This is a genomic window from Tardiphaga sp. vice154 (assembly GCF_007018645.1).
In the GTDB taxonomy this organism is placed as follows: Bacteria; Pseudomonadota; Alphaproteobacteria; order Rhizobiales; family Xanthobacteraceae; genus Tardiphaga.
Genome location: NZ_CP041399.1, coordinates 5,008,738 through 5,035,090 on the forward strand (window position 1 = coordinate 5,008,738; position 26,353 = coordinate 5,035,090).

Sequence of the window (26,353 nt, forward strand, 5' to 3'; positions counted from 1 at the left end):
GCAGCCGCGCATTCTACTTCTTGCGGCGCACCAGCTGGTCGGCGATCCAGTCGAAGATGAATTCGCTGCCGATGGTGGGATTGTCGCGCTGGGCGTGCGAGGCCGCCGTCTCCGAGGCTGAAAAAATCTTCAGGTCGAGTTTCACGCCGTCGGCGATCAGCGCATCGCAACACCGCGCGACGTGATCGGCATCGAGCCAGTCATGTTCGCCGAGCGCGACGAGGATCGGGCAGCGGATGTTTTGCGCGGTATTGCTGCGGGTCAGCCGGTCGATATGTTCGGCAAAATTCAGCGAAGCCGGATTCGCAGCGGGGCGCGCGGCGAGAAAAGCCCGCTCGTGCAGATCCCAGATCCCGGCGTCGCAGACGGCAGCCCTGAACCGATCGTCGAAACTGGCGCAACGGGTGGCGAAGGCGGCGCCCAGCCCGTCGCCGAACACGGCGATCCTGTTCTGATCGACGTCCGGGCGCTCCACCAGATAGTCCACCCAACTGCTGATCGCGGCTTCGATCTCGTAGCGCCCGGATTTACGCTCGGATTTACGCTCGGAGGAGCCTCGCGGGCCGTGCCCGGGCAGATCGACCAGCAACAGCGACAGCCCGCGCTCATGGGCATAACGCGGCATCCGGTAAAGGTGATCTTCCTTGTAATGGTCGGGAGCGGCGATGCAGATCACCACCGGCCGACGCGACCGGCCGGGCGCCGGCAGGAAATAACCCTGCATGGCGCGGCCGTCCGGCAGAGCGAGACCGACCACCACGCCGGCCGGCGTCGAATGCATCAGATAGAGCTGTGAACATCGGTGCATGTGTTCGAGCGCGCGGTCGTTACGCACGTCCCGATCGCCGACGAAGGCCAGCGCCGTCCGGTAATAATTGGCGGCCCGAAGCCAGTTGCTGAGCGCCGTCTTGACGTGGCCTGCGGCAAACGCCGTCTCGCCGCGCTGCCGGTTGAAGTCGGCGATCCGCATCCACTGGCGGTGCCAGCTATCCTCGCAGGCGGGATCGATCGCACTCGCCGTCAGCAGGCATTCGGAAATCGTGCTGCCGCCTTCCTGGGCGGCACCGAGCACGCGCAGAAACTGAAACGAGCATTCGTCGTGGCCGGGCCACTGCATCCATCCCCGCGGATCATAGAACGGAGGCGCGCTGTCGATAGCAACGATGACCAATCCCCCGAACAATCAGCAGAGACACGTCTTCAATCAGGCCGCTCACACATACAACAAATTTATGACAGCGAAACAATTAATCACACTATAGCCCGACCCGCTTGGCGCTCACCCCGCCGGCATGCCGCAAAACGGATCGCGTTGTGAAAGCCAACAATTAATTCTACTCAGGGTTGCATTAACATCGGATTGCTGCAACCATGGGCTGAGTTTCGGATGACGTTCGATCAACGTAGCCCGCGGGTAGATCATGGAACTGATAGAGACGGTTTGCGAACTCATTCGGCAGCGGCTCAACGCCTACTTCCAGAACATCGATCGCAGCGACGAAGACCGGGTGGTGCTCTCCAACATCGTCGATCATGACGGCGCAATCTGCCAGGGCGCCAAGGACAAGGTCGTGATGGTGCTGACCAACATCACCCATGAGACCATTGTCAGCACCTACAATTCGGCCGCCCGCACCAGTTCCACCAGCTACGCCATCGTCCAGCCGCCGATCTACATCAACCTGTTCATCCTGTTCTTCGCCAATTTCTACGACCGGCAATATGCGCAAGGCCTCGCGATGATTTCGCGGACCATCAGCTTCTTTCAGCAGAATCCCTGGTTCACCCACGCCAACATGCCGGACCTCGACGCGCGGATCGACAAGATCACGATGGAGATCACCAATCTCGATCTGCTGCAGGCCAATTACCTGATGGGCATGCTGGGCACGAAATACCTGCCCTCGGTCTATTACAAACTGCGGATGATCCCGTTCGCCAGCGACGCGATGCAGGCGGCGGTGCCGGCCGCGCAAGGCGTCGATGCGCCGAAGTCGACATAGGGGGGCGCGATGCCGCAGACCGCCGACCCGATCGACAGCGCCGTACGCTATCACTACCCGACGACGCATGCACTGAAGCGGGACGCGGAGGATCGCGCGGCCTATTACGAGACCTTGATGCAGGTCAGGTTCCGGCATCCGTACTACAACCGCAACGACGATGCCTGCCCGGATCTTGCGGCGCGCCCGACGGCGGCCGCGCAACAGGCGATGTCCGCGCTCGGCCTGCTGTTCCGCGACGACGGCGCCTCGTTCTCGGTGCTGTACAACCGGACCCGCAGCGATGCGCTGGCCTCCTGGCTGGCGCGCCAGGGCCGCGGCGGACAGTTCTGGACCCGGCTGACTTTCGTGCTGACGTCACGCAGCCCCTATTTCATCAATGTCACCGACCTTCCGATCGACCTCGATCCGCTCCGGGAGAATCTTTATCTCGCCAATCAGGCCGCGCATGACGATCCGGAAGTCGGGATCCTGCTCAATCCCGGCCGCATCGTCAGCGCCGAGCAGTTGATCCCCGTCACCGGGTCGCAGTATCAGGCGCGGGTTTCGATGGACGTTCGCGGCATCGCGGTGCGCGCGATTTCCGGCGAGGTGGTGCTGTGCGAGCCGCGCTGTGTCCCGGAAAACCAGTCCGCGCCGCCGGCAGTTTGCCTCGGCTGGTTGGCCGGCCTGCCCGCCACGACGCCGGATCGCTGCCGCGACACGATCTACCTCAATTTCGGAATGCTTCCTGAAGACAAATACACGATCGACACGATCGCCGACAGCGGCGACGTGATCCGGCAGGAGGTCCGGCTCTACACCGCCGACGCGCCGACGCCGCTGGGCCTGATCGACCTTTTGTTCAGCGAGCCCTTTGCCGGCGCCGGCGGGATCTATCCCGTCAGCGATCCCGCGCGCGATGACGTCACCATCAGCGGCGTCGACTATGTCCTGAACTTCGGCGCGAGGTCGACGTTGTGGCGCTATTATATCGTGCCGCCTGCTCCCGACACGGCCTATGACGATCTGGCAATCGAATGCCTGGCGCCGGATCCGGCGCTGAGCTTTGCCGGCCCCGTCTCGGTCATCCTCGCCAACGGCGCGCCGGCCTATCTTTTCGTCTCCGAGCAGCCGCTGCTGCTACAGCAGCAGTCGATCTACCGCTTCCGCCTGAAAGGGAGGCTGCGCCATCGCCGTCTCGAAGAGGACACGCTGGTCGATCGCCTGCCCGTCGCAGCCCCGCAACAAGTCTTGCCGCAAACCGACGAGGCCGGCGCGGCGCGCAACTATTCCGACATCTACGTCTACGTGTGAGTTCGACTGTGCAACGGAATCCCGCCATCAGATGAGGAGCAGGTCATGTCTACTTATATGAACAGAACGACACCCGGCGTCTACCTGACCGAGTTCAGCGCATTTCCCAAATCCATCCCAGGCGTCGCGACCGCGATACCGGCTTTCATCGGCTATACCGAAAAATGCGATGTCAGCGGCAAGCAGGCGCTGTTCACGCCGTTCCTGATCAATTCGCTGGCCGACTACGTCGCCATCTTCGGCGATGAGTTCAATGCCGTCTACGACATGGCGGACAAGGACAAGGACGGTAAGGCGTATGACGCCGAGAACAGCGACTTCTCCTCGCAGGTCTGGAATGCCACCACCAGTGCTTACGATACCACCTATTATGTCTTCACCCGGTCGAGCACGACGTTCCCACGCCAGTCCGAGCAGAACCGGCGGAACCGTCTCGACGCCGATGACGAGGAATCGTTCGGGCCATCGTTGCTGGATGAAGATGGCGCCGCCAAGCCTGGCCTGGCCGCCTACAACCTCTACAACAGCCTCCGGATGTTCTACGCCAATGGCGGCGGCACCTGCTACGTCGTCTCGGTCGGCTTGTTCAGCGCCTCCGCCGCCGTCAGCTACGACGACCTGTCGAAAGGGTTGGCCGCCATCGGCGAGCAGGTCGGGCCGACCATGCTGGTGATCCCGGACGCCGTGCTGCTGCCGGCCGACGCGCCGCCGACGAACCCGCCGCCGCCTCCGGGCTACATGCCGAAATCGGCAGGATTTCAGAGTCTGTGCCGGGACATGCTGGCGCAGTGTGCCGCGTTGCAGGACCGCATCGCGATCTTCGATGTCTACGGCACGCAGGATCTCGACCCGAAGAGCCTGAACTATACGACCGAGCTCAACAACGTGATCGCCAATTTCCAGGAAGCGGTCGGCGACACCAACCTCAATTACGGCATGACGTATTTCCCGTTCCTGATCACCTCGATCATCCAGCCCGGCGAGATCACCTATCTGAACTACAGCACGGCGCCGCTGCAGACGATCCTGACCGACGAGGCAGCCTATCTGTACCCGCCCGAGAAACCGGCCAATGCCGCTCCCGACAAGGACGACAATGCGACCTATCTGACGCTGAAGGAATGGATCGACTCGATTTCCAAAGCGGAAAACCGCGACGACACCACGACCGAGGGCCGCAGCCGGATCACCAAGCTGAACCAGAACCTGGTCAACGGCATCCCGAACTACAAGCAGATGACCAACGTGTTGTCCTATGTCATGAGCATGCTGCCGCCGAGCGGCGCGATGGCCGGCATCTTCACGGCCAACGATGCCTCGCGCGGCGTCTGGAATGCCCCGGCCAATGTGGTGCTGAACTCGGTGGTGCAGCCGAGCATCAAGCTGAACGGCGCGCAGCAGGGCCCGCTCAACGTGCCGATCAACGGCAAGGCGATCGACGTGATCCGCGATTTCGTCGGTCGCGGCCCGGTGGTGTGGGGCGCGCGCACGCTCGACGGCAACAGCCTGGATTTTCGCTACATCCAGGTACGCCGCACGCTGATCTATTGCGAGAGCTCGATCAAGACCGCGCTCAACCAGTTCGTGTTCGCGCCCAATGACGGCAAGACCTGGGTCGGGGTGGTAGCGATGGTATCTGCCTTCCTGCGAAACCTGTGGGCGCAGGGCGGGTTGATGGGCGACAAGCCCGACGAGGCCTTCACCGTGCAATGCGGCCTCGGCAGCACCATGACCGCCACCGACATCCTCAACGGCTACATGGTGGTGCAGGTCACGCTGGCGATGATCCGCCCGGCCGAATTCATCGAACTCACCTTCAAGCAGAAGATGGAAGGCGCCTGATTCAGGCGTCTCGTTCTAGCCCCGCAACCGTGTAACCCGCAGCCGCGCATCGGAGGATCCCATCATGGCAGGCGAAGTTCAGGACCAGGTATGGCCGCTCCCGAAATTCTACTTTTCCGTCAAACTCGGCGACGACGACACCGTCAATTTTCAGGAGGTCAACGGCCTCGACAGCGAGACCCGACCGATCGAGTACCGTCACGGCAACAGCCCGAGCTTCTACCCGATCAAGATGCCGGGCCTCGGCAAGGTCGGCAACGTCACCATGCGCAAGGGCATCTTCGTCACCGATGCCAAATTGTGGACCTGGTACAGCGAGATCAAGATGAACACCATCAAACGCCGTACGGTGGTGATCAACCTGCTCGACGAGACCGGCAATCCGAAAATGGTGTGGACGCTGAACAATGCGTGGCCGACCAAGATCACCGGCACCGACCTGAAATCCGAAGGCAACGAGGTGGCGGTCGAATCCGTCGAGATTGCCTTCGAGACGCTGACGGTGGCGGCACCGTAGGGCGGATGCGTCGATGCCCGACTACATCCCGCCGCCGAACTTCTACTTTACGGTGACCGTGCTGGGGTCGGGATCGGTATTTGCGCTGGCGTCCGGTGTCGACGCCAGCTTCCAGGACATCTCGGGACTGCAATCGGAGATCGGCACCGACGACGTCCCGGAGGGCGGCGAGAACCGTTTCGTCCACCGGCTGCCGAAGCAGTCGAAATACGCCAACCTCGTGCTGAAGCGCGGCGCCGTCAGCACGCTGTCGTTCTTCGCCGAATGGTTCGGCGGCACCATCGGCTCGACGTTGTCGTTGCCGGTGCTGCCACAGAACCTGCTGGTGTCGCTGCTCGGGCAGAGCGGCATTCCGATGATCGCCTGGGCGGTGATCAACGCCTATCCGCTGAAGTGGAGCATGTCGAACCTCAATTCGCAGGACGGCCGGGTGCTGATCGAGTCGCTGGAGCTGTCGTACAATTATTTCGAGCGGCTGAACCTCGGCGATCCGCTGACCGCAGCCGCGCAGATTGCCAAGGTGGCGGTAAAATATGGCTGAGCGCCGGGAAACGCAACGATGACCCTGGAGATCAACGAGATCGGCATCACGATGCGTGTCCGCAGCGACCCCGTATTGGCCGCCGTGACAGACGCCGATGTGCCGGGCGCGCCGGCCAGCGCCACGACCGCGCGCGACGAGCTCGTCGAACTCTGCGTGCGGCGCGTGCTGCGCGAGCTGCGCGCGGCAAAGGAGCGCTAGATGAGCTATTCCGGCAGCCTCAGCAAGATGAAGATCCTGGCCTTCAGCGACGACAAGTTCGCCAGCTCGGTCGGCGAGTTCTCCGTCTTCATCAATCCGGCGTCCTACGCGCGCTCCTACAAGATTCTGTACAACGACCGCCAGGCCCAGGGCAGCAACGGTCCGTCGCCGAAATTCAACCGCACGCTGTCGGACACCGTGAAGTTCGAGCTGGTGTTCGACGGCACCGGCGTCGTCGGGAGTCCGCTGCCCGGCGTGGTGCCGTTCATGGAAGACGGAATCCGGACCCAGATCGACACCTTCATGAAGCTGGTGTTCAGCTACAATGGCAACATTCACAGCCCCAACTTTCTCGAAATTAGCTGGGGGACACTGCTATTCAAGTGCCGGCTATCGACGCTCGACATCAACTACACGCTGTTCAAGCCGGACGGCACGCCGCTGCGGGCCCGCGCCAACGCGCTGTTCACCAGCTTTCTCAGCGAAGCCGACCTGGCGCGTCAGGCCAAGAAGAGCTCGCCGGACCTGTCTCACGTCGTCACGGTGAAGGGCGGCGATACGCTGCCGCTCTTGTGCTTCGACATCTACGGCACCAGCCTGCCCTACCTCGAAGTCGCGCGGGTCAACGGCCTCGATCATTTCCGCAACCTGGTAGCCGGCACGCAACTCATGTTCCCGCCGTTGCAGGAATCCGTGACATGACCGCGCCCTCGCCGCTCCTGACCTCCGGCTCGCTGTGCAGTTTCGCCATCAAGTCCGACGGCGAGCCGATCGACAGCACCTTTCAGGTGGTTTCGATCGATGTCTGGAATGCCCTCAACAAGGTGCCAAAGGCGCAGATCGTGCTCTATGACGGCAGTGCTGCCGAAAGCGACTTTGCGATCAGCAGCGGACCGACCTTCATCCCCGGCCGAAAGATAGAGATCGCCGCCGGTTACGACGGCAAGAACAGCACGATCTTCAAGGGCGTGGTGCAGAACCAGGGCATCGAGATCATTCGCGACGGTCCCTCCAGGCTGATCGTCGACGTCACCGACGAGGCGATCAAGATGACGCTGGAGCGCAAGAATGCGCTGTTCGAGAAGATTACCGACGGCGACCTGATCGGAAAGCTGATCAGCGCCAACGGTCTGGCCAAGGAGGTCGCCGCCACCAACACGGTCAACGAAGCCGTCGTGCAGTATTACGCGAGCGACTGGGACCTGATGCTGACGCGGGCGCAGATCAACGGCCTGGTCGTGTCGGTGAATGCCGGCAAGGTGACGGTGAAGGCGCCGGACAATACGCAATCGCCAGTACTGGCGATCGAATACGGCGATTCCATCTTCGACCTGCAGGCCGGGATCGATGCGGCGAGCCAGTTGGCATCGTCGGCGATCACCAGCTACGCTTGGGACCCGGACACCCAGAAACTGGCCGACAGCGGCGCCGGCCCGGTCAAGGTCACCGAACAGGGCGATCTGTCCTCCGCCGAGCTGGCGAAAGTCTTCAACGTCAAGAAATTCGCGCAGCAGACCGGCGCACCGATCGAGAAGACCGCGCTGAAGGACTGGTCGTCGGCGGAGCTGCTCAAATCGAAGCTGGCGAAGATCCGCGGCCAGGTCTCGTTCCAGGGCAGCGCGCTGGCGCAAGCCGGCAAGACCGTGGCGCTCGGCGGCCTCGGCTCGCGCTTCAACGGCAACGCCTATCTCAGCGCCATCCATCACAGCATCACCGACGGCGACTGGATCTCCACCGCCGCGTTCGGCCTGTCGGACCAGTGGTTCGCGGCGCAAGCCCCGGAGATCGCGGCGCCCGGCGCCTCCGGGCAGTTGCCGCCGGTCAAGGGGCTGCAGACGGGCCTCGTCAAGAAAGTGGCGGCGGATCCCGGCGGGGAATTCCGCGTGCTGGTCAGCCTGCCGCTCTTGCAGGACGACGCCAAGGGCGTGTGGGCGAGGCTCGGCACGTTCTACGCCTCCAACAAGATCGGCGCGGTGTTCTATCCGGAGGTCGGCGACGAGGTGGTGGTCGGCTTCATGAACGAAGACCCGCGCTACGCGATCATTCTCGGCAGCGTCTACAGCAAGAAGCTGGCGCCGCCGGTGCCGCCGGACGAGAAGAACAGCAAGAAGCTGCTGATGACGCGCAGCAAGCTTGAGATCTCGTTCGACGAGGAAGGCAAGATCATCGAGATCAGGACGCCCGGCAACCAATCCATCAAGCTCGACGACAAGGGCAAGTCGATCACGATCCTGGACAGTAACAAGAACAGCGTGACGCTGTCGAACAGCGGCATCACGATCGAGAGCGCGTCCAATATCAGCATGAGCGCCAAGGGCAACATCGCGATCGACGCCAAGGGCAATCTGAAACTGAGCGCGGCAGCCAATGCGACGATGGAAGGGCTGCAGGTGGCGCACACCGCGAAGACCAAATTCTCCGCGCAAGGCACCGCCCAGGCGGAAGTGAAGGCCTCCGGCATGCTGACGCTGCAGGGCGCGATGGTGAAAATCAACTGAGCCAGGGAATGGAATCGACATGCCGCCGGCCGCCCGACTGACCGACTTCCACCAGTGCCCGATGATGACGCCCGCCTTTCCGGCACCGATCCCGCATGTCGGCGGGCCGATCGCCGGGCCCGGCGCGCCGACCGTGCTGATCGGCGGGTTGCCGGCGGCCAAGGTCGGCGATCTCGCAATCTGCATCGGGCCGCCCGATGCCATCATCAAGGGCTCGATGACGGTGAAGATCATGGGCATGCCGGCGGCGCGGATGGGCGACAAGACCGCGCATGGCGGCACCATCATGCTCGGTCTTCCCACCGTGATGATCGGTGGATGAGTGATGGCCAGCGCGGACAAATCCTTTCTCGGCACCGGCTGGAGTTTTCCGCCGACCTTTTCGCGCGCCAATCATGCCGTGGTGATGGTGAAGGACGACGTCGATATCCGTGAAAGCCTGTGGATCCTGTTCTCCACCTCGCTCGGCGAGCGCATCATGCTGCCGAGCTACGGCAACCAGCTATGGAAGATGGTATTTCGCGGCATCACGACGACGCTGATCACGCAACTGCAGGACATGGTGGCGCAGGCGATCCTTTACTGGGAGCCGCGCATCGATGTCGATCTCGTCCGGATCGACGCCGACGACAGCGTCAACGGGCTGCTGCTGATCAACGTCGACTACACCGTGCGCAAGACCAATGTGCGTAGCAACCTGGTCTATCCCTTCTACACCCAGGGGGAGCAGACCATCCCCTCGCCGCCGATCTGAGCCATGGACAGGCATGCCGGGAAAATCGTTCTCAACGGCGCGACCAGCCAGGTCAACCGCTGGCTGCCGGCGCTGGGCGACGGCTACGCCAATGTCGATGACCGCAGCCTGTCGGATCTGCTGGCGTTCTCGGTCGGGTTCGGCCGGCTGATCCGATTCTATGATCTCGACGACCGGCCCGACGGCGACTGGTCCGGCTTCTTCGCCGCCGATCCGACCATCGTGCTGGCGTGCATCGCCGCCCTGCGAACGGACCGTGCCGAACGGGCCTTTGTCGACCTGCAGCGGCAGGCGCTGGAAGCCCGGCACTTCGCGCCAAAGTTCGAGCGCTTGACGCTGATGTTCAACGCGGTCGTGCAGCTCGCACGTCTCGCCAACGACTGGCTCGAAGGCCTCGGCCCGCAGCCGCAGAGCCCCACGGCGCGGCTGCTGCGCGCGCAACTGGTGGCCGCCATCAAAGCGTCGCTCGGCCCGCATCTGCGGCGGTTGTCGGCCTATGCCGAAGGCGCCGGCCAGCATGATGCGCTCGGGCAGCCCATCCCGCTCGATCTCGCGGGATTCCTGCCGATCTGGCGGCTGACGCACGACTGTCCCGACGCCTCGATCTATCGCGGGGCGTCGCGCAACCGGCGCATCGACCACGCCTGCCCGGCGATCCATGCGCTGTTCACGCAATGCCTGGACACGCTGGGCAACCTGCAGGCCCGCGCGCACAGCGAATTCGACGCCTCGCTGGACACTGCCGACCACCCGCCGCAAACGGCCCTGTACATCGCCTTCGCCGAGCTGTTCCGGACGGCGCAGGACACCGTCAACACGGTGTCCTCCCGCTTTGCCCGTTTCTACTATCACGACATGCTGCATGAGGATTTCCGCCCGGCGCAGCCGGACAGCACCTACCTCACCTTCGTGCTCGCAGAGGACGAGAGCGTGACCAGCAGCAGCGTCCCGCAGCAGACCTTGTTTGCGGCGGGGCAGGATGCCAGCGGCCTCGACATCCTGTTCAAGGCCGACCGCAGCCTGCTCGTCACCAGCGCCGCCATCGTCAGACTGCGAGCGCTGCGGGTGATGTCTGGGCCGCTGATCCCCTCCGACCATGCTGCGCCCAGGACAAGCGACGTCATCCAGCGCGTGCTTGGCACCGAGATCACCACGGACCCCAAGGCGACCGGCGCATGGCCGACCTTCGGCTACGCCGAAACCGGCGCCACCGACACCACGCTGACCACGCCGGCGACCATCGGCTTCGCAATCGCTTCGCCCTATTTGCTGCTGACCGGCGGCGACCGCGAGATAAAGCTGCGGCTGTATTATTCGCAGGACGCCGCGGCGCGACTGGCCGCGCTGCTCGCCATGCTGGCCGAAGCGACCGGGCTGGATGATGCCGAGATCTGGACTACCGTCCTGAGCCAGGCCTTTACGCTGCAGGTCTCGACCGTTACCGGCTGGCAGGCGATCGAACAGCCCTACGACGTGCGGCTGGTCGAGACTTCGGTCGGCGATCCCGGCTTCGAGCTAAAGTGCACGCTGCCGCCCGCGGCGCCTGCCGTGGAGGCCTATGCGCCAGACACGGCCGTGGCAGACGGCGCCAATCCGGACCCTGCCCGGCCGACCGTCAAGGCCCTGGTCAACCCGTCGCCGGTACTGATCGGCGTCAAGCCCTGCATTGCGGAGGTCTATCCGCTGTCGCTGCTTTGCGAACTCGATTGCACCGGCTGGCAGATCGAAACACATGTCGCGGGACTGACGGAGGTGCAGCTATCGAACACCGACGGCACGATCGATACGAGCAAGCCGTTCCTGCCGTTCGGGGCGCCGGTGGTGAAAGGCTCGTACCTCGAGTTCTTCCACCGCGAACTGTTCGTCAAGACGCTGCACAGCCTGCAGATCACTATCACCTGGTTCAACCTGCCGCCCAATGACGACGGTTTCGACGGCTGGTACAGCGACTACGTACTCGGCATGGACGGCAAGCCGCAGCCGAACCTGTTCGACAACACCGTGTTCAAGGCGGATATCGATGTGGTCGATCCGGGCACTTGGCAACTCGACGGCGGCGACGCGCTTTGCCTGTTCCGGACCCACAGCCTGGACGGGATGGTGCCGGACTGTCAGGACACCGAGGCCGCAGGACCATTGTGCCCATCGACCTGTTACGACCAACTGACCATCATCGCCCGCAACGCACCCGCCTATTACGATCCGGCGGACAGTACGGTGCGGATCCGGCTGGTCGCGCCCGCCTATGCCTTCGGCGACGATCTCTACGCCGCCAATGTGCTGAACGCCGTCATCAACGACCTGCCGCCGACCACGCCGACGCCCGACCCGCCGGCTTTCACCTACCCGAACGCGCCATGGCTGCCGCAGGCCGAAAGCGTCAGCGTCGATTATGTCGCGATCGTCGCGGATGCCGATGCCGGCGCCGGGCAGTTCTTTCATCTGACGCCGTTCGATGGCTTCGACAGCGTGCAGCCGCCGGTCGCGTCGCTGCTGCCGCGCTTTCGCGATCCGGGTAACCTCTATATTGGACTCGACGGCCTTGCCCCCTCGCAACCGCTGACGCTGCTGTTCCAGATGACCACGGCCGGCGGCGACAGCGGGCCATTGCCGCCGGTGCAATGGCAATATCTGCGCGACAACCTCTGGATCCCGATGGCACCGGAGCAGGTGCTCAGCGACGGCACCAACGGGCTGCAGAATTCCGGCATCCTGTCGCTCGCTTTGCCGGCCATGACCGGCCAGAACACGCTGCTCGGCAGCGGCCAGTGGCTCGGCGCCAGCGTGCCGCGCGGCGCCGCCCGGTTTCCGCTGACCAGCCACATCACCCCGCACGCGATGCTGGCGACCTGGGTCGACAATGGCAGCATCGACCACCTCGCCCAGCCGCTGCCGGCGCATACCATCACCGCGTCGGTGCAGGATCTGCCGGATATCGCCAGTATCGACCAACCGATGCCGTCCTTCGGCGGCCGGCCGCCGGAGACCGGGCGCAGCTTCCAGACCTGGATCGGCGAGCGGCTGCGCCACAAGGATCGCGGCATCCTCGGCTGGGATTACGAGCGCCTGGTGCTGGAGGATTTTCCGACCATCTGGAAAGTACAGGCGCTGCCGGCGCGCAGCCTCACGCATGGCGACAGCCCGGGCGACGTGCTGGTCGTCGTGGTGCCCGGGCCGAACGGCTTTGAGGCGATGGACCCGACCGCGCCGATGGCCAGCGCCGACCTGCTGGCGCGGATCCATGCCATGCTGGTGTCGCGCATCAGTCCGTTCATCCGGCTTCGCGTCAGCAATCCGGTCTATGTCCGCATCACCGTCAGTGCCTGCGTGCAGTTCGTCAATAATGACGGCGCCAGCATCGACCGGCTCAATGCCGATCTGGTGCAATATCTGTCGCCCTGGTTCGACGACGCCGCCCGCGCTGCCAAGGCCGGCGACTACGCGTCTGAAGACGAGATCAGCGAATTCATCCAGACCCGCTCGTATGTCGATGCGCTGATCACGATCCGGTTCGACTACGCGCCCGATCCCCGGCAGCTCGACTGGTATTTTCTGACGACGGCGCCGCAGCACAACCTGACGCTTGCGACCACGACGGTGCCGACATTCGATCGCGAACACGCCTGAACAAACCGGAGGCCGCCATGCAGTACGACTCTCCACGGCAACAGCGAGCGCAGGCCGAACAGCCATCCAACCCTCCCATCCTTGCACGACAAAGCGAACCGACGTCGGACATGACGGCGCAGATGCGGCTTGCGGCGACGCTGGACAGCAGCCCGGCGATGCACTCGCAGACCCAGCTACGCGCCACGCTGCAACACAGCCCGGCCCTGCTCGGCCAGCGGCGGCTGGCCGCGACCCTGTCGCACCGGCCGCTGCAGCGCGCGGAAATGCCCGACGATGACGACGATCTCCTGCAGACGAAATCCGTACACCGGCCCGAGACGGTGCAGCGGCAGCCCAGCAACCGCACCGGCCTGCCCGACCATCTCAGGGCCGGCATGGAAAACCTCTCCGGCCTGGCGATGGACGACGTCCGCGTGCACTACAATTCACCCGAGCCGCGCCAATTGCAGGCGCTGGCCTTCGCGCAGGGCTCCGACATCCATGTCGCGCCGGGCCAGGAACGACATCTGCCGCATGAGGCCTGGCACGTCGTGCAGCAGCGCCAGGGCCGCGTGCAGCCGACGATGCAGGCCAAGGGCGTGGCAATCAACGACGACGAAACGCTGGAGAGCGAGGCGGACCGGATGGGCGAGCGGCTGTCGTCGTTCCAAAGCTTGGCCCAGTTGCGAAGCGTCCGATCACCGGCAAGGACCGGCAACGCCATCGTTCAGGCCAGGATCGCCAATCCGCTCGCGATCAGCGGCGGGACGCTGACGACCCAGCCCCAGTTACTGGAATGGCTATTCCAGCAGTTCGGTGCATCGACCTCGAAAGCGATGCTAGCGCGCTACCTCTCCGGGCTGGAAGCCCAGCCGACCAGCTATACCGACATTGGGACTGTTAGCCAGCTGATCAATACCCGAATTCAGTACGACGTCCTGGGCCCGAACAAATGGCGGGAATTCATCGACGCAAAGGATCACGACGCCGCCTTGGCCTCCGTCGGCACCAACAATATCAAGCATCCTGGCGAATATTACGACTTTCGCCGCACTCAGGCCCAGGGCCCCCTGACCAAGGTCGGCAATCACTTCAGTGCCTACATGGATGCCGATGCCTTCGTCAGCGACCGGCTGAATACGCGGCTGACCGCCGAAGAATACGTTCATATCAATACGCTGGCATCCCAGGGCATCACCAGCGCCATGCTGAAGGGCGTGAGAACCGCCGAAGTGACCTGGTCTCTGCCGCCGAATCTGGGGTCAAAGCAGCAGACCGCCCTGGCGGAAAAGGGACTGGACAATCTTACACCGGATCAGGTGACAGGGGGCACAACCGTCCATGTTCCAATGCCCGCCGAAGGAATCTTCAAACGCGTTCAGGACCTGCTCGACCGCTATTACATGGCCATGGATGTCGCGAGCGACAGCGTCACGCGCTTCTCCGCCATCATTGCGCTTTATGAATCGCTGGAAGCCCTGCACGCCTTCAAGGATGGTACATCGCGAACCAATCATCTCGTCCTGAACAAGCTTCTCGCCGAAAACGGGCTCGATCCAGCCATCCTCAACGAACCGAACAGCCCCACGAGCAGCCACGAAGAATTCGGGAGGCATGTTCTTGAAGGAATTCAGCAGACGCGCGATGTCACAAAAACGGTCGCTAAATCCGGGACGCCGGCGGCAATCGATGTTCTCGCGCAGCAACGCAACAAGAGGGATGCGGATGAGCTGTTCGCAGAGACCGCCGCGAGAAAATACGGCCTGCAGCGCGACACGCCGGCCCGGCCAACGTTCGCAGCAGAGGACGACAAAGTCGTCAAGCCGGTCAGCGCGAACCTCGAAAACCTGATGGGCGGCACGCGGGAGCACATCCAGCCGCTGTCCAAACCGTCTTTGCTTGCACCCAAACTGGAAAAGCTTTCGCGCCTTGTGCTCGGCAACAAGCGCATGGACGACTACATCAACTACAAGAAAAAACAGCAGCAGAAATGACAGTATGGCACGTCGTAAGGCGCGCCCGGTCGAAGCACCATGAGTATCGAACCATCGACGATCACCCCGGCCGCGCCCGCCAATCACGGGCTCGACTATGCGTGGCTGAAGCAGCATGGCACCGAACGGATCCAGCAGCTCGCCGGCCAGATCTGGACCGACTACAACGAACACGACCCCGGCGTCACCACGCTCGAGCAACTCTGCTACGCGCTGACCGAATTGTCCTACCGCGCCGGGTTTCCGATCGACGCGCTGCTGGTCGATCCGCGCAGCGGCCGGATCGATACCAGGCGGCAGGCGCTGTTCGTGCCGCGCCGCATCCTGCCATGCAACCCGGTCACGCCGGACGACTACCGCAAGCTGCTGGTCGACCGCGTGGCCGGCGTCGCCAATGCCTGGCTGACGCCGCGCAAGGCGCGGACGGCCGAGGCCGTGAACGGGCTCTACGACATCGCGCTCTATGCCCCCGGCGCCGACCCCTGCGGCTGCGAGCCGGATGTGCTGCCCGACGCGATCCGCGCGCGGGCGGAGCGCGTCTATGGCCGCCATCGCAATCTATGCGAGGACGTCCATGCCATCCATGTGCTGCAGCCCTGGGCGACGCGGATCAGCGCGCTCGCCTCGATCGATGACCGCCACGCGCCGGAAGCCATCCTTGCCGCGATGCTGTTCAATGCCGGCAATTTTCTCGCGCCCGAGCTGCAACGCCAGCCGCTGCAGAGCCTGCTTTCGGCCGGCATGACGACGACGGCCATTTTCAACGGCCCGCTGCTGCGCCACGGCTTCATCGGCGACGAGCAGTTGCAGCCGCAGCCGACGCATATCGTCATCTCCGGCCTGATTAGGGTGCTGGTACGCATCCCCGGCGTCACGGGGCTGCGGGATCTCAGGGTGCATGTCGGCGACCCCGAGCGCAGCCATTCCGGCGGCACCATTGCAATCCCGCATGGCCATATCCCGCAGCTCGACCCCCGGCCCGGCCCGGCCGGCTATGGCATCCGGATGATCCGCCGCGGCGTTGCCGTGAAACCCGACCCCGCCCGCGTCCAGCGCGAACTCGACCGCCTGTGGTCGGAATATCGCCGGCTCTATCCGCTGACGCCGCAATATCTCGAATATTACGCCGTGCCGGAAGCCAGCCCGCGCGACCTCCGGGCTTATTATTCGGTGCAGAACCAGTATCCGAACACATATGGCATTAATGCCAACGGCCTGCCCGACAACCCGCCGACGGCGCGGCAGGCGCAGGCCAAACAGCTCAAGGGCTACCTGCTCGTCTACGACCAGTTGCTGGCGAACTTCTTCGCCCAGCTCGCCCATGTCCGCGACCTGTTCTCGACCGAGCGCCACCTGCACCAGACCTACTTCTTTCAATATCTGGAGCGCACCGTGCCGGATGTCGAGCCGCTGTTGCAGCCGGACTATCGCGCGGGCCTGAAAGCGTTGATCCGCCGCTCCGACCCGGTCCTCCTGCGGCACAATCGCCTGCTGGACTTCCTGCTGGCGCTGTATGGCGAGACGCTGGGCGCGCCGCTCGACGGCGATGATGGCGCCGAGCAAGGCCGGCGCGAGATCGAGGCCAAGCTGGCGCTGCTGCACCGGCTGGTGGCCAGCACGCGCAACCGCGGACGCGGCTTCGACTATCTGGCGCCGATGTCGCCAGTCAACATCGCCGGCATGGAGATCAAGTGCCGCATCGAACTGGGCATGGACGCGCAGGAATCCGCCACGCAGGACAATCTGCTGACCGAACTTTCCATCGAGATCGTCGATGCCGAGACCGAGGCCTCGATCGGCCCGCCGCTCGCGGGCTATGAGGACTATTTCGAGGACCATTTCACCGTGCCGCCCGCCGACAGCCGGCCGCCGCCGCGCGACGATGCGCTGCACCCCTCGCCGTTGCGCGGCCAGAAGGTGACGCGCGATTTCCTGCGCGCGGCCGCCACGCCGGAGAATTTCCGGATCGGAGCGCTGCCGGGCAGCGACGGCATCGTCGTGGTCTGCCGCTCGCTCGACCAGACGCATTGGTATTTCATCGGTCGCTACGCCGATCACGGCCGCGCCTGCGCCGTGATCGATCAGTTGCGCACCATGGCCGCCGCGCTCGACCGCCATGCACGGCAGCTCTATATCGTCGAACATAATCTCTTGCGGTTCGGTCGCACCGACGACGATCCGGACTCGTCCCGATGGCGCTCCTTCGTCTACAGCTTCACCATCACCGCGGTCCTGCCGCGCAGTGACGAGCACGCTGCAAATTCGTCGACGGAGGTGCGCGAGATCATCCGGCACAACACGCCGGCGCATATCGCCATCGACTACTGCTTTCTGGCATTCCGTGAAATGCGGCACTTCAGGACGCTGTACGGCGGCTGGCGCTGGGCGCTGCGGCGCGGCGATCGCAACGAGATCATCATCACCTCGGACCGGCTGCGCCGGTTCCTGATGCACCACCGGCATAATCACGACCGGGCCCCCAATGGAGGTGCGATTTGACGATGCCCCACACCATCCGGCAGCAAACCCTAGACATCCGGACCGACAGCGAAGCAGCGGCGCTGGCGTTGCAGGCCGGGATCAGCGACATCAACCGGCAGCGGTTGCTGCCGGTGATCGAGCGGGTGTTCGACGAATTCGCGGTGCCGGAGCAGCGCATCCGGATCGCGCGGCTGGACATCGACCTCGGCGAGCTGCCGCTCGACAATTTTGCCCAGGCCGCCGAAGACGCGTTGTACACGGCGTTGCGCGCCGCCCTCCAGGACGCGCTGCGCAGCGCAGCGGATTCAGCCGACGACCACTTCTATTCCGAAACGACGTCCCGGCTCGAGCTGCTGCAGCACTATCTGTCTCAGGGCACGCTGCCGTTCTGGCAAAGCGGCGCCGCATTCTCGGTCGAAACCCTGTTGCAGCAGCTCATTCGCGACGATCCGGCCGGGCTGGTCAGCCTGATCCGGCGTCACTCGCAGGACCGGCGCCTGCTGGAGCGCCTGGTGCTGCAGCTCGACGACGCCGCGCTGCAGCGGTTGCTGTATCTGGTCACGCCCGAACACGCCGCGCTGATCCTGGCCTACATGCTCGATCTTCATCGCATCCACCGCGTGGAGCCGCTGCTCAGCCTGCGCGACACCGCCTTCGAGCACCTGCTGTGGATCCTGGTGCTGAGCTATCTGTTGCGCGACGCCGGTTCGCAGTTCAACCGCCGCAGCTTCCTGCGCTGGCTGCTGGAGGGCCTGGCGGAATCCGAGTCGCTCGATTATCAGCAACTGATCGAGACCCTGCGGCGCGGCCTGCAGCAGATGAAGCGGCATCAGGCACCGACCTCGTCGCTGCCCGCGGCACTCGACGAGCTGCTGCAGGAATTGCAGGTCGAAGGCATCGCTGACGCGAGCCGCTCGGCCTTCAGCGAACAGGCGAAGCCCGGTGCCGTCGCCCTCACCATCCAGGAGGTCGATGCCAGATGGCCGTCGCTCGACGAGCTGTTGAGCGGCACGCTATCCTCCGCGCTCGACCTGGCCGACCGGACTTTCGATGAAGGCCTGCTTCGCCTTCTGCAGGATCATCCGGACCGGCTGCGCGACTTCATGCGCAGCCATCGCCACGACGCCCGGCTGATCGCCCGGCTGGTCGATCGGCTCAGCGAGGCCGCTTTGGTACGGCTGCTGCATCTGCTGGAGCCCGAGCACGCCGCCTTGATCGTCGCCTATCTGGTCGATATCCGGGCCGTGCATCGCGTCACCGCGCTGGTGGCGCTGGACGACCGGCGTTTCAACCGGCTGCTGTGGCTGCTGGTGCTGAACTACGTCATGGGCAATCCCGGCTCTCAATTCAATCGCAAGAGCCTGGTGCTGTCGCTGCTGCAGGGCATGGCACAGAGCGAGGGCCTCGATCTCGGCGATCTGATCGAGACGCTGCGGCGCGCGCTGGCGGCGATCGAGTCGCACCTCACATCGGCGGCCTCGCTGCCGGCGATCATCCGCGAACTCGCCGGCGAAACACCGGCCGCCCTTGGCGACGACCGAGGAACGGCCGTATCGCCTGACAGGCCTGGCTTCGCGACGCTCGACCACGGCGGTCTGCTGCGCCACATCCTGCAACACGGGCGGCTGCCGGACACCCCACCGACAGACGACGAAAGCGATCTCCGCCTGACGGATCTGGCCCTGCTGGCGCCGGAGACATTGCGCGCCATCTTTGCTGGGACGCCGGGCCCAGGCCCCGCCAAGGCGAGAAAGCATCTGGCACAGGCGCTGCCGGAAACCGCCTTGCGTGCGCTGTTGCTGCGCCTGCTGCCGGCGGCGGCCGAGGCCGATCCGTTTCGCGCGTCGCTGGCGCGGTTCGCCTGGCAAGCCCGCGATCGCCGCAGCTTTTACGCTGCGGTGCTGGTCGCGATGCTGGCAGGCGAGGTGATCGATTTCGCGCAACTGGCCGTGGCTGCCTCCGGCGAGTTCGAGGGCAGCGCGGCATCATGGCCGGACTGGCTGCCCGACGAGGAGGCTTTCGTTCTGCAAGACCTGCTGCTGACCGAAGAGACCAGCGAGGCTGCGGCCGGCGCCGCGGCGCGGCGCGCGGTCGTGCTGCAGTTTCTGCTTGGCGAGAACGCGCGCCCGGCGGCCACCGACGGCCACACGCCGCCACCGCAGGCCATGCCCGATGACGTTCTGGCGGCCGCCCTCATCCAGACGCTGCAAGACGACGCCGACAACGTCGGCGATCTGGTCCGGCAACTGGCCCAGGACCCGCGCCAGCGCGCGCGATGGATCCGCGCGCTGCCCGGCGCCGCGCTGCTGCGGCTCGGCCAGGTGATCGAGCCCCGGCAGCATCACGCCTTGCTGGGTGCCGCCGAGATCCTGCTGTCGGCCTGGCGGCAGGTCGCCCCCCACGGCGCCGGCACCGGGGAAGCACGGGATCAAGTGTGGGCGATGCTGTTCGATTTTCTCGCCGCGCATCGCGGCATCGAGCGTTCGGTCGAACAGCTCGTCGCCGATTTTCTGGCCCGCGTCGCGGCCTTCGGCGGCGATGTGGCGACGCAATGGCGAGCGCAGGCGAGCGAACTGGCCAGGGCCGCCGGCAACAGCCGGCTCGCCGCCGCGCTACACGAGAAAACCGCGGCGACAGCCGGCGCGTCAATCGAGGCCGGGCCCAATGCCCCGCCGTTGCAACCGCGCCCGGACGCGCCGCCACGCCGGACACCGCCGCCGCCATTGACTAGCAAGACCGCCTTCAGCCTGGTCGAGGATGACGACCACGCGCGCGGCGATCCGATCTATATCGGCAATGCCGGCCTGGTGTTGGCGTCACCCTTCCTGCCGCATCTGTTTCGTGAACTCGATTGGCTCGACGTCGATGATCGCAAGCGCCCGCGGCTGCGCGATCGCGACGCCATCTCGCGCGCGGTACATCTGCTGCAATATCTCGTCGATGGCCGCAGCGCCGCGCCGGAGCCGCTGCTGGTGCTCAACAAGATCCTGTGCGGCGTGCCCACCGCCACGCCGGTCGCGCGCGCCATCGTCATGACCGATCAAGAGCGCCGGCTCGGCGAGCTCCTGCTGCGATCGATGCTCGACAACTGGACCGTGCTGCGCGGCACCTCGGTCGCCGGCTTGCGCGAAACCTTCCTGCAGCGCGAAGGCAAATTGCAGCGCGTCGATGACGGCTGGAAGCTGCGCGTCCAGCGCAGGACGCTCGACGTGCTGGTCGATCAGGTGCCGTGGAGCATTTCGATCCTGCTGGCGCCGTGGATGCCGGCCCCCGTTCACGTCACCTGGTAGCGCCATGAACGCCGATACCTTGCTCGCCAACGCCGCCGTCATCGACCGCGAGATCGCCTGGTTCAGCGACATTCTCACCATGCGCTTCCAGCAGCACGGCCAGCCCGGCACCGGCCCCGATCCGCTCGATCACTTCCCGGCGCCGCCGCTGCCGCGGTTGAGCCCGCCCTACGCCGCCGTGCTCCGCGAATTCGAGCTGAATGCGGCGGAACGGCTGGTGCTGATCCTGGCCTATCTGCCGCATATCAAGCCGGAGACGCTCGACCCCTTCCTGATCCATAACCAGTCGGTGCAGCGTAGGTTCAGCGAGTTCGGCGGCGTCACCGGGCAGTCGCACACCGGCTTCCTGCCGACCGGCGAGACCGCGATGTTCATGCTGGCCGGCAGCAACATCGCGGCGCGCTTGCGCTACCATCCTTTGTTCGGCGCCGAGCACGCCTTTCACCGCCGCAACATCCTGCAGCTCGACCACCGCCACACCGACGAGCCACCGATGTCTTCGACCCTGCGGCTGACGGCGGAATATGTCGAGCGCCTCAGCACGGGAAGATCCTATCGTCCGCCGTACAGTTCGGAATTTCCGGCGCAATTGATCACCACGCCGTTCGACTGGGAGGATCTGGTGATCGACCAGCCGACCCGGCTGGACCTGCAGGACATCATCGCCTGGATCCGCCATCACGACCGGCTGATGCGCGGCTGGAAGCTCAACAAGCGGCTGAAGCCGGGCTATCGCTGCGTGTTCTACGGGTCACCCGGCACCGGCAAGACGATGGCCGCGGCGCTGCTAGGCCGGCTGACGGGGCTGCCGGTCTATCGCATCGACCTGTCGAAGGTGGTGTCGAAATATATCGGCGAAACCGAGAAGAATCTCGCCAGCCTGTTCGATCACGCCCAGCACGGCAACTGGATCCTGTTCTTCGACGAGGCGGATTCGCTGTTCGGCAAGCGCACCGAGACCCGCAACGCCAACGACCGCGCGGCCAATCAGCAAGTGTCCTATCTGTTGCAGCGGATCGAGGATTTTCCCGGCGTCGTGATCCTCGCCACCAATCTGCGCGCGCAACTCGACGAAGCCTTCACCCGCCGCTTCCAGTCGGTGACGCTGTTCAAGATGCCCAATGCCGAGCAGCGGCTGCGCCTTTGGCAGGACAATTTCGCCGACAAGCCCTACCGGCTCGCAGCGGATATCGACCTGCGCCGGCTGGCGCAGGCGCATGAACTGTCCGGCGGCAGCATCATCAACGTGCTGCGCTATGCCTGTCTGCAGGCGGTGGTACGCGAGCCGCCCATCATCGAAGCGCAGGACCTGCGCGACGGCGTGCGCAAGGAGCTGCACAAGGATGGAAAGTTTCTGGGCGGGTGAAAGCCCATAACGCTTGCCGGTTCGTCAGGCGTTTTCATGCAGAAACGTCTCAAGTTCGTCGGATTCACTTTCGAACATCGGCTGCGTAGCCACTCGATGGTTGATGTCGATGAGGTACGACAGATAGATCTTCTTCATCCGGCGATCGACGTCGTCGAATTCGACCATCATCATTTGTGCCAGCTCATACAATCTCGTTGGAGTCGATTTCACACTGTTGAAGGTGGACTCGATCCAGCGCTCGTTATGGACCTGATAGCCATTTTCAATGATATGGTAACCCGACAGTCTGTCGCTCTCAGCATCCTTAGCGGGCGGTATCTGCATCTCAAGGTGCACCGCGCTGCTACCGAAATGCGTGCCGAATCCGGTTTCTATCGCAGGTTCCAAAGTGCTCTCCATCGAGCTCGACTCGCTGACGACGGTATTCCGATTGGTATCTCGGCTTGAAGCCGAACGATCTTTTGACAGCGTGACCGTCTTCGCAAAACCGAGCGTGGGTGGAGTCCCCTCGTCCTCCACCAGCGCCGGGATCTCCTCAAATCCCATTTCTCTCGATGCGAGCAAACGGTGTCGACCCTGGTTTAGCGAATATTTGCCGTCCGGCCTGCGTATGATCTGGATCGGGTAAATTGCCTTTCCCGCATTGATTTCCTTGATCACCCCATCGAGCTTCAATGGATCCGGATCATTCATCAATGCCTTGCTGTGGGTATCGAAGCCGGACAGCACGTCGGACACACTGAGGATAAGGGTGCCCTCCGCGGCCAGGGGAATGTAGTGAGTTCGATCGGATGATAGCTCGGCCGTCGGCTGATAGAGTGTTTCGCAATCCTGATCCAGATAATATTCGTTGTCCTCCCACCAGACGACTTTGCCATCGCCCAGGAGGAATTGTTTTTCATCAAATCCCTCGGGCTGGGTGAGCTTGAGCGACGGGAACAGGTCGTCGTGCCACAGCCCGGTATCGGCATCCTTGCGCGGCTTCCGCTGGATGATCGATGGGGCGCTCGATACCGGCTGGGCCGCCCGGCCAGTTTCGTTCACCCGCTCCGAACCGCGATGCAACATTCGCTGCAGGGCGTGCTGGTGTTGCATGCGCGGCGTCGCGTTCAAGGCGCGGCGCAATTGCAGCAGCGGCTGCATTCCGGCGCTGCCATTCGGTGGAGAGGCATAAGATGAGGATGTTGCAGAGGGCGCCGGGTCGGCGCGCATGGCCGAGGCATGCGACATTCGCGCCGCGTCGGTGTGTTGAACGTAACCGCCCATGACCGCCATCTCCGTTACAGCGAAGCGCCATCGGGAGGCAGTCTAACGAAAGTCAGGCTAAAACAAAGCTTGCGGTTGTATTTATTGCACGCACACGGAAGAAGGCATCCCGCTGTCCGCTTGCTGCGGACAGCGGGAAAATTCTGCCTTAGACGGCGTCCTTGACGACCTTCAGCGGCTGCGCCTTGACGGTCTTGCTGGCGGGCTTGGCGGCGAACTGCATCGGCTCCTTGGTGAAGGGGTTGATGCCTTCGCGCGCTTCGGTGGCCGGCTTGTTGACGACCGAGAGCTTGGCGAAACCGGGGACGGTGAACTCGCCGGACTCGTTGAGCTCCTTGTAGCCGACGGTGGCGAGGTTCTCGACGACCGACTTCACGTCGTTCTTCGACACGCCGCTGGCTTCGGCGAGCGCTTCGATCAATTGGGTCTTGGTCATCTTGGCCATGGTGATTCCTTATGAATGGCTGGGTAGAAGTAACGAATACGAGCGGGGGCTTCTCCTGCTCAATCGCAGGAGCTGCCTGTGCGACCGGGTCTCGGTGCCAACCGGGAGCAATGCAAGCGAGGTCATCAATGGTGGCGCGCCCGAAAAGGATGCGAACCTCCACCCCCTGGATCGTCGGGGAGGGATCGTCGAAATCGTCGGGCCCGTTACCGGGTCGGTCTGGGGTTTGATCGATCCGGCGGTCAAACCGGACAATGCGGCCTTGCTGTTAGCCTTATGCGGCCGAAACGTCAAAGCGCAAACGCGGTCCCATCCACAATACAAGGTACAATGAGACCTTTTTTGCCGCAGGTTCACCGGTTGCGACCAGGCCGACCGGAGTCGTACAGGGATGGCGGCTGAACGCGGCCCCGGCGACCTAGCCGCCGGAGAGCCGGCGGAACAGAACCTCGAAGTAATAGGCGTCGAACAGCAATTTGGGGCCATACTCGGCTTCGGCCTGCTGGTAGCTCGTGGAGTCGGTGAAGTGGCCGCTGGGCTCGACGCCGGTCGGATTATAGCCGGCCACATGCGCGAGTTCGTGGGCGAGGGTGACGATGTTGTCCGGCGAGTCGACGTTGATCAGGACATAGGTTTCGTCGGGGAGCCCCGGTTCCTTGCCCGCTTCCTCCACCGGTCCGCTCATCATATTGGCAGGCGTGGCCTCTGGAAGAGACGGCGTCTTGCCGTAAACCTCCCCAAAGCCGGCGGCGTCGAACACCACCATCACCCGGGAGTCCAGAAGCGCATGCCAACGTCGCACCGTCGCGGCGGCGTAGGCCGTGAGTTTCTCCTCGGTCAACGTCCCGGATTTGGCGATCTCTTCGGCGACGAAATTGCTACGCGCGGCATCCGGCGAATGACCGAGGCCCTTGTTCTTTTCCTGGAGTGCCTCGCTAAACGTCGGGGTCATGTCCTCCATCACGGCCGCCTGCAATTGTCTCGTGTCCAGTCGGGCAATCACGTCCTGAAACATCCTGACCAAAGCCACGCAATCGCCCCGACGCGACCGCTCCACCCGCGGCGTGAAGCGGACCGTCATGTTTCCGACCGCAATCTGCCCTTCAAGGTCAAGCGCGGTTTCGGCGCTCTCCAGCTTCTTCTCGGAAACGATCGATCCGATCTCGTGATTCATGGCGGCCCAGATCGCCGGGCGCAGCAAGCGGCGAAGGGTCAGCTTGGCGGCCTCGGTTCGAGAAACCCAATATCCGCCGTCTTCGATGCCGTATTGATCGGGACCGAGACCGAATAAGTTCGCTCCGTTGTCGTGCCTGATACTAAAATGGGTGTCTGCAAGCTTTGCATCGAACGTCGTCTTGAGCGCGAACGATGCCGTGGCGCTATGGAACACGGATTTTTCATTGCCTATCTCGGCGGCAGCCGCCTTCTCCAGCTCCAGTGAATCTTCCATAAAGATGTAATTGAGGCAATGTACCGACGCCTGGTCCGTGAGCTTCTGCTTCAGGCTCAACGGATCAAAGCGTTGCAGAGCGTCGTCATCCGCGGCGTTAAAGTAGAAACCGTAAGAGAGATCCTTGTTGGCTTGCGTCTTGACCTTGCCGGTCATCAAGTCGAGATCCTCGATTTCCTCGTCATCGACTTCAAACGCATCGTTGAGCCCGGCGAAGGTCAAAGCGTGTTCATCGACGACGACGTAGCGATACTTGTTTGTCGAGGCGTCGTAGTACCACTGCTTGCCATCGATCACGGCGTCCCACCGGTACAGGTCTTCTTGTTCCGCGTCAGGCTCCCAGACCGCCTGCAACACGGCGCCGGGCGCCTCGGCGACCTCTGCCGCGCGGGTGGGGGCGGGGCTGATGCGACGCCAGTGCTGTCGGTCGGAGCGGAACTGCGGCGGTCCGGTTTCGCCAGTGGCGCTGACCGTCATATTCTCCGCCTGCTGCTTCAATTGCAGCGCCTGCGGAGAATTGTTCGCCATCTGCCGAAAGCGTTGCAGCGACAAAGCGGCGGGGCTGGACGCGATCATCTCCGATTGTCGCTTCAATTGCCGCGCCCGGATCGAAGCGCTCGCTGTCCGCTGCAAGCGTTGCAGCATCGGTGCGTCGGCGCTGTCATCTCCCGTCATGACGTTTGCAGCAGAGGGCAAGTGGGCCGCGTATCCGACGCCCGCCGTCGGAGCGCCGGCGCGCGCTACCGCAGCTTCGGTTGTCGCGAACATTGTCATGGTGACGTCCTCAGCTTCTCAAC

19 protein-coding genes are annotated in these 26,353 nt (G+C 63.8%); 15 read left to right on the forward strand and 4 right to left on the reverse strand.

The window, feature by feature from the left end:
* Nucleotides 1-13: 13 nt before the first annotated feature.
* Complete coding sequence (locus FIU28_RS23555; RefSeq protein ID WP_143575530.1) at nt 14-1,117, reverse strand: alpha/beta hydrolase family protein; 1,104 nt, start codon at nt 1,115-1,117, stop codon at nt 14-16.
* 304 nt (nt 1,118-1,421) lie between these two features.
* On the opposite strand from FIU28_RS23555, the gene FIU28_RS23560 reads away from it, so the two are divergent.
* The 15 genes from FIU28_RS23560 (at nt 1,422) to FIU28_RS23630 (ending at nt 22,392) form a co-directional block, all read left to right on the forward strand.
* Nucleotides 1,422-2,003 carry a DUF4255 domain-containing protein gene (locus FIU28_RS23560; protein ID WP_143575531.1) on the forward strand — a complete coding sequence of 194 codons (582 nt, stop codon included), beginning with the start codon at nt 1,422-1,424 and terminating at the stop codon, nt 2,001-2,003.
* A 9-nt stretch (nt 2,004-2,012) separates the two neighbouring features.
* Nucleotides 2,013-3,299, forward strand: coding sequence for a hypothetical protein (locus FIU28_RS23565; RefSeq protein ID WP_143575532.1), 1,287 nt, complete (start codon nt 2,013-2,015; stop codon nt 3,297-3,299).
* Nucleotides 3,300-3,344: 45 nt separating this feature from the next.
* Nucleotides 3,345-5,141, forward strand: coding sequence for a phage tail sheath family protein (locus FIU28_RS23570; protein WP_143575533.1), 1,797 nt, complete (start codon nt 3,345-3,347; stop codon nt 5,139-5,141).
* Nucleotides 5,142-5,205: 64 nt separating this feature from the next.
* Nucleotides 5,206-5,658: a phage tail protein gene (locus FIU28_RS23575; RefSeq protein ID WP_143575534.1), complete on the forward strand. Its 453-nt coding sequence runs from the start codon at nt 5,206-5,208 to the stop codon at nt 5,656-5,658.
* 13 nt (nt 5,659-5,671) lie between these two features.
* Complete coding sequence (locus FIU28_RS23580; protein WP_143575535.1) at nt 5,672-6,199, forward strand: phage tail protein; 528 nt, start codon at nt 5,672-5,674, stop codon at nt 6,197-6,199.
* Between the two features lie 18 nt (nt 6,200-6,217).
* A complete protein-coding gene (locus FIU28_RS23585) occupies nt 6,218-6,400 on the forward strand; it encodes a DUF5908 family protein (protein WP_143575536.1) in 183 nt (60 codons plus the stop codon).
* A complete protein-coding gene (locus FIU28_RS23590; RefSeq protein ID WP_143575537.1) occupies nt 6,401-7,102 on the forward strand; it encodes a CIS tube protein in 702 nt (233 codons plus the stop codon).
* Nucleotides 7,099-8,898: a type VI secretion system tip protein VgrG gene (gene vgrG, locus FIU28_RS23595; protein WP_143575538.1), complete on the forward strand. Its 1,800-nt coding sequence runs from the start codon at nt 7,099-7,101 to the stop codon at nt 8,896-8,898. The genes FIU28_RS23590 and vgrG overlap by 4 nt, the downstream gene beginning before the upstream one ends.
* 19 nt (nt 8,899-8,917) lie before the next feature.
* Nucleotides 8,918-9,220: a PAAR domain-containing protein gene (locus FIU28_RS23600; protein WP_143575539.1), complete on the forward strand. Its 303-nt coding sequence runs from the start codon at nt 8,918-8,920 to the stop codon at nt 9,218-9,220.
* Nucleotides 9,221-9,223: 3 nt separating this feature from the next.
* Nucleotides 9,224-9,652: a GPW/gp25 family protein gene (locus FIU28_RS23605; RefSeq protein ID WP_143575540.1), complete on the forward strand. Its 429-nt coding sequence runs from the start codon at nt 9,224-9,226 to the stop codon at nt 9,650-9,652.
* Between the two features lie 3 nt (nt 9,653-9,655).
* Complete coding sequence (locus tag FIU28_RS23610; RefSeq protein WP_143575541.1) at nt 9,656-13,279, forward strand: hypothetical protein; 3,624 nt, start codon at nt 9,656-9,658, stop codon at nt 13,277-13,279.
* A gap of 17 nt (nt 13,280-13,296) precedes the next feature.
* Entirely contained in the window at nt 13,297-15,255 is a 1,959-nt protein-coding gene (locus tag FIU28_RS26595; protein WP_168203023.1) for an eCIS core domain-containing protein, read from the forward strand.
* A gap of 39 nt (nt 15,256-15,294) precedes the next feature.
* A complete protein-coding gene (locus FIU28_RS23620) occupies nt 15,295-17,754 on the forward strand; it encodes a hypothetical protein (RefSeq protein ID WP_143575542.1) in 2,460 nt (819 codons plus the stop codon).
* Between the two features lie 2 nt (nt 17,755-17,756).
* Nucleotides 17,757-21,026 carry a contractile injection system tape measure protein gene (locus FIU28_RS23625; protein ID WP_143575543.1) on the forward strand — a complete coding sequence of 1,090 codons (3,270 nt, stop codon included), beginning with the start codon at nt 17,757-17,759 and terminating at the stop codon, nt 21,024-21,026.
* A 4-nt stretch (nt 21,027-21,030) separates the two neighbouring features.
* Nucleotides 21,031-22,392, forward strand: a complete 1,362-nt coding sequence (locus FIU28_RS23630) for an ATP-binding protein (protein ID WP_143575544.1) — start codon at nt 21,031-21,033, stop codon at nt 22,390-22,392.
* 24 nt (nt 22,393-22,416) lie between these two features.
* Here FIU28_RS23630 and FIU28_RS23635 read toward each other — a convergent pair whose 3' ends face one another.
* The 3 genes from FIU28_RS23635 to FIU28_RS23645 all read right to left on the reverse strand — a co-directional run bounded on the left by FIU28_RS23635 (nt 22,417) and on the right by FIU28_RS23645 (nt 26,330).
* A complete protein-coding gene (locus FIU28_RS23635; RefSeq protein WP_168203024.1) occupies nt 22,417-23,661 on the reverse strand; it encodes a ParB/RepB/Spo0J family partition protein in 1,245 nt (414 codons plus the stop codon).
* A gap of 148 nt (nt 23,662-23,809) precedes the next feature.
* Nucleotides 23,810-24,106 carry an HU family DNA-binding protein gene (locus FIU28_RS23640; RefSeq protein WP_143575546.1) on the reverse strand — a complete coding sequence of 99 codons (297 nt, stop codon included), beginning with the start codon at nt 24,104-24,106 and terminating at the stop codon, nt 23,810-23,812.
* A 418-nt stretch (nt 24,107-24,524) separates the two neighbouring features.
* A complete protein-coding gene (locus FIU28_RS23645) occupies nt 24,525-26,330 on the reverse strand; it encodes a hypothetical protein (RefSeq protein WP_143575547.1) in 1,806 nt (601 codons plus the stop codon).
* Nucleotides 26,331-26,353: the final 23 nt, after the last annotated feature.